A 2467-nucleotide genomic window follows, 5' to 3' on the forward strand; every position below is an offset into this window, starting at 1 on the left:
CGGGGCAGCGCTGCTGGCGGTGGGGCTGCGCGGTCCGTGGCCCTTCCTGCGGGCGCTGGCCGAGCGGCGGGTGGTGCACGCCGCGCTGTGGTTGGTGGTGCTGTGGCTGGTGGCCGATGCCGACGTGTTCCGGACCATGCTGAATTCGGCCCAAAGCTACATCAAGCGGGCGGGCGATGCCGTGGCCCAGGCCGACGGCGACGTGCTGGTCTATCCTTCGGTGGCCCAGAGCATCATCGAGGTGCAGGACCTTTCGGTGGCGGAGGTGCTGGCCTACTTCCATCCGTGGATGCCCGCCGCGCTGGCTGGGCTGGCCGGGTTCGGCATCGCGCTGGTGGCGCGTCCGGCGGCGTTGTTCCACCTGCCGCTGGCGGTGCTGGCCTTCCTGTCCATCAAACTGGGCGGGCGCATGGTCATGTTCGGGGCGCCGGTGATGGCTCTTGGCATATGCATGCCGGTGCACTGGCTGGCGGGCCTTGTGCTGCGCGACAACTTCTACCGCACCGCCGGGCGGCTTCTGGTTTCCGCCGTGCTGCTGATGGTGCTGGGCGCGCCGTACCTTGAAGTGATTCCGGCCATGACCCAGGGGCCCATCCTTAACCGGCGGCACGCGGCGGCGCTGAAATTCCTGCGCACCAACACCCCGGAAGATTCCATGATCTGGAACTGGTGGGACTGGGGCTATTCCACCCATCATTTCGCGCACCGTTCGACCATCGCCGACGGCGCGAGCCACGGCGGGCCTTCGCTGTTCGTGCCCGCCGCCGTGTATGCCTCGGACAATCCGCGCTTTGCCCGGCAGCTCATCAAGTACGCGGCCAGCAAGGACAACATTCCCGGCAACGTCTTCGAGGGCATGAACAACCACGATGCCGACGATCTGATGCGCAAGCTGGCCGCCCGCAAGGAACCGCTGGTGGCGGCGCAGGGCAGGCAGTATCTTGTGGTCAGTTTCGACATGCTGCGCCTGGGCTTCTGGATAACCACCTATGGCCGGTGGGACTTTCTGGCCAAGGAAGGCCGGGGCTACCAGATAGCCTCCATCAGCAAACCGCTGCAATTCAGCATGGAGAACGGTGTGGTGCTGGTGCAGAACATGGACCCGGTGTACGCGGAATCCATCGACGTGTTCGACGATACCGGTCTGCAACGCCAGATGTACTTCCGGTTCAACGGGCGGCACTTCATCTTCAACCGCACCACCGGCGACAAGTTGGTCATCGACGACGACATGTACAACACGCTGATGGTGCAGTTGCTGCTGTCGTCACCGGAAGACCCGCGCTTTACGCCATATTTCAAGCTGGTGTTCGACAACGTGCATACGCGTGTGTACGAAGTATTGTAGCGGGTGGCGCCACGCGTGTCTTTTTGCCCTCTGCCTGTGTCAGGACAGCTTTTTATTCCGGTCGAATACCATTAAAGTATACTCCCTCCATAAAAAGCCGTCCTTCCTTGGCAGAGAACAAAAATCCTACGCGTGACGCCACCCGCCAGATTGCTTGTATTGGTTTTGGGCCAGTTGCGCTGGAAGGCGCGCAACGTGCGGATGCTGATGTCGCGGCGAAAGCACCCTTCGCGGCTAATGGTGGTAGGGTGAGCCGCGCAAGATGCAGTCTGCCCGGTACAGCTGTTCCAGCAGCAGCACCCGGGCCATCTCGTGGGGGAAGGTCATGGGGCCAAGGCAGACGCGCAGGGTGGCCCGCTTGAGCACGGCATCGTCCAGGCCGTAGGCGCCACCAATGACGAAGCACGGCGCCGCCGTGGCGTTTTCCGTCAGCCGGTCCAGCAGCGCGGCGAACTCGCGCGAGGTGTAGGCCTTGCCGCGTTCGTCCATGCACACAACAATGTCGGCGGGGCCAAGGGCGGCCAGCAGGCGCGCGCCTTCGTCCGCGTTGCGTCTGGCGGGCGGCAGGGCGGCGTCGCCGTCGCGGACCAGGGTTTCGGTCACGCGCCAGGTGTGGCGCAGCCGTTCCAGGTAATGCGCGGCGGCCTGCTGCCAGAACGGCGTCTTCAGCTTGCCCACCGCCAGAAGGCGCAGTGATTTCACGAAACCTCCGGATGCGTGTGTTTTCGGGCCATGGTCTACCCCGGCGCGGCATGGGCGGCAAGCCGCATGGCGCGGCGCGGCATCCGGCCGGATTCCCAGTTTTGTTGTCATGCCTGACCCAACAACGGATTGCCAGATGCTGAACATGGACGATGCCGTCGCGCTGCTGCGCTCGGGACGGGTGGTGGTGTTTCCCACCGAGACCTTCTTTGGCGTGGGGTGCCTGGCCACCCATGCGGGTGCCGTGGACGAAGTGTACCGGGTGAAACGCCGCGCCCACCGCCTGGCCCTGCCGGTCATCGTGGGCCACGTGGACCAGTTGGCGCAGGTGGCGGCCCCCATGGGTCCGGTGGCGGAAGGCCTGGCCCGGCGGTTCTGGCCGGGGCCGCTGTCCATCCTGCTGCCTGCCGCGCCCGG

2 protein-coding genes and 1 pseudogene are annotated in these 2467 nt (G+C 65.1%); 2 read left to right on the top strand and 1 reads right to left on the bottom strand.

Features of this window, described 5'->3' with window-relative positions; translation table 11 throughout:
• A pseudogene (locus FVW27_RS13005) lies at positions 1 to 1348 on the top strand (STT3 domain-containing protein); the annotation flags it as partial.
• Positions 1349 to 1582: 234 nt separating this feature from the next.
• On the opposite strand, the gene FVW27_RS13010 reads toward FVW27_RS13005, so the two are convergent.
• On the bottom strand, positions 1583 to 2050 hold the full coding sequence (locus FVW27_RS13010) for a 23S rRNA (pseudouridine(1915)-N(3))-methyltransferase RlmH (protein WP_167125767.1): 468 nt from the start codon (positions 2048 to 2050) through the stop codon (positions 1583 to 1585).
• A gap of 136 nt (positions 2051 to 2186) precedes the next feature.
• Between FVW27_RS13010 and FVW27_RS13015 the strand changes: the two genes are divergently transcribed.
• The coding region (locus tag FVW27_RS13015) for an L-threonylcarbamoyladenylate synthase (protein ID WP_243838433.1) at positions 2187 to 2467 on the top strand (281 nt) is incomplete at its 3' end.

The organism is Nitratidesulfovibrio liaohensis, assembly GCF_011682075.1.
GTDB classification, from domain to species: Bacteria; Desulfobacterota; Desulfovibrionia; order Desulfovibrionales; family Desulfovibrionaceae; genus Cupidesulfovibrio; species Cupidesulfovibrio liaohensis.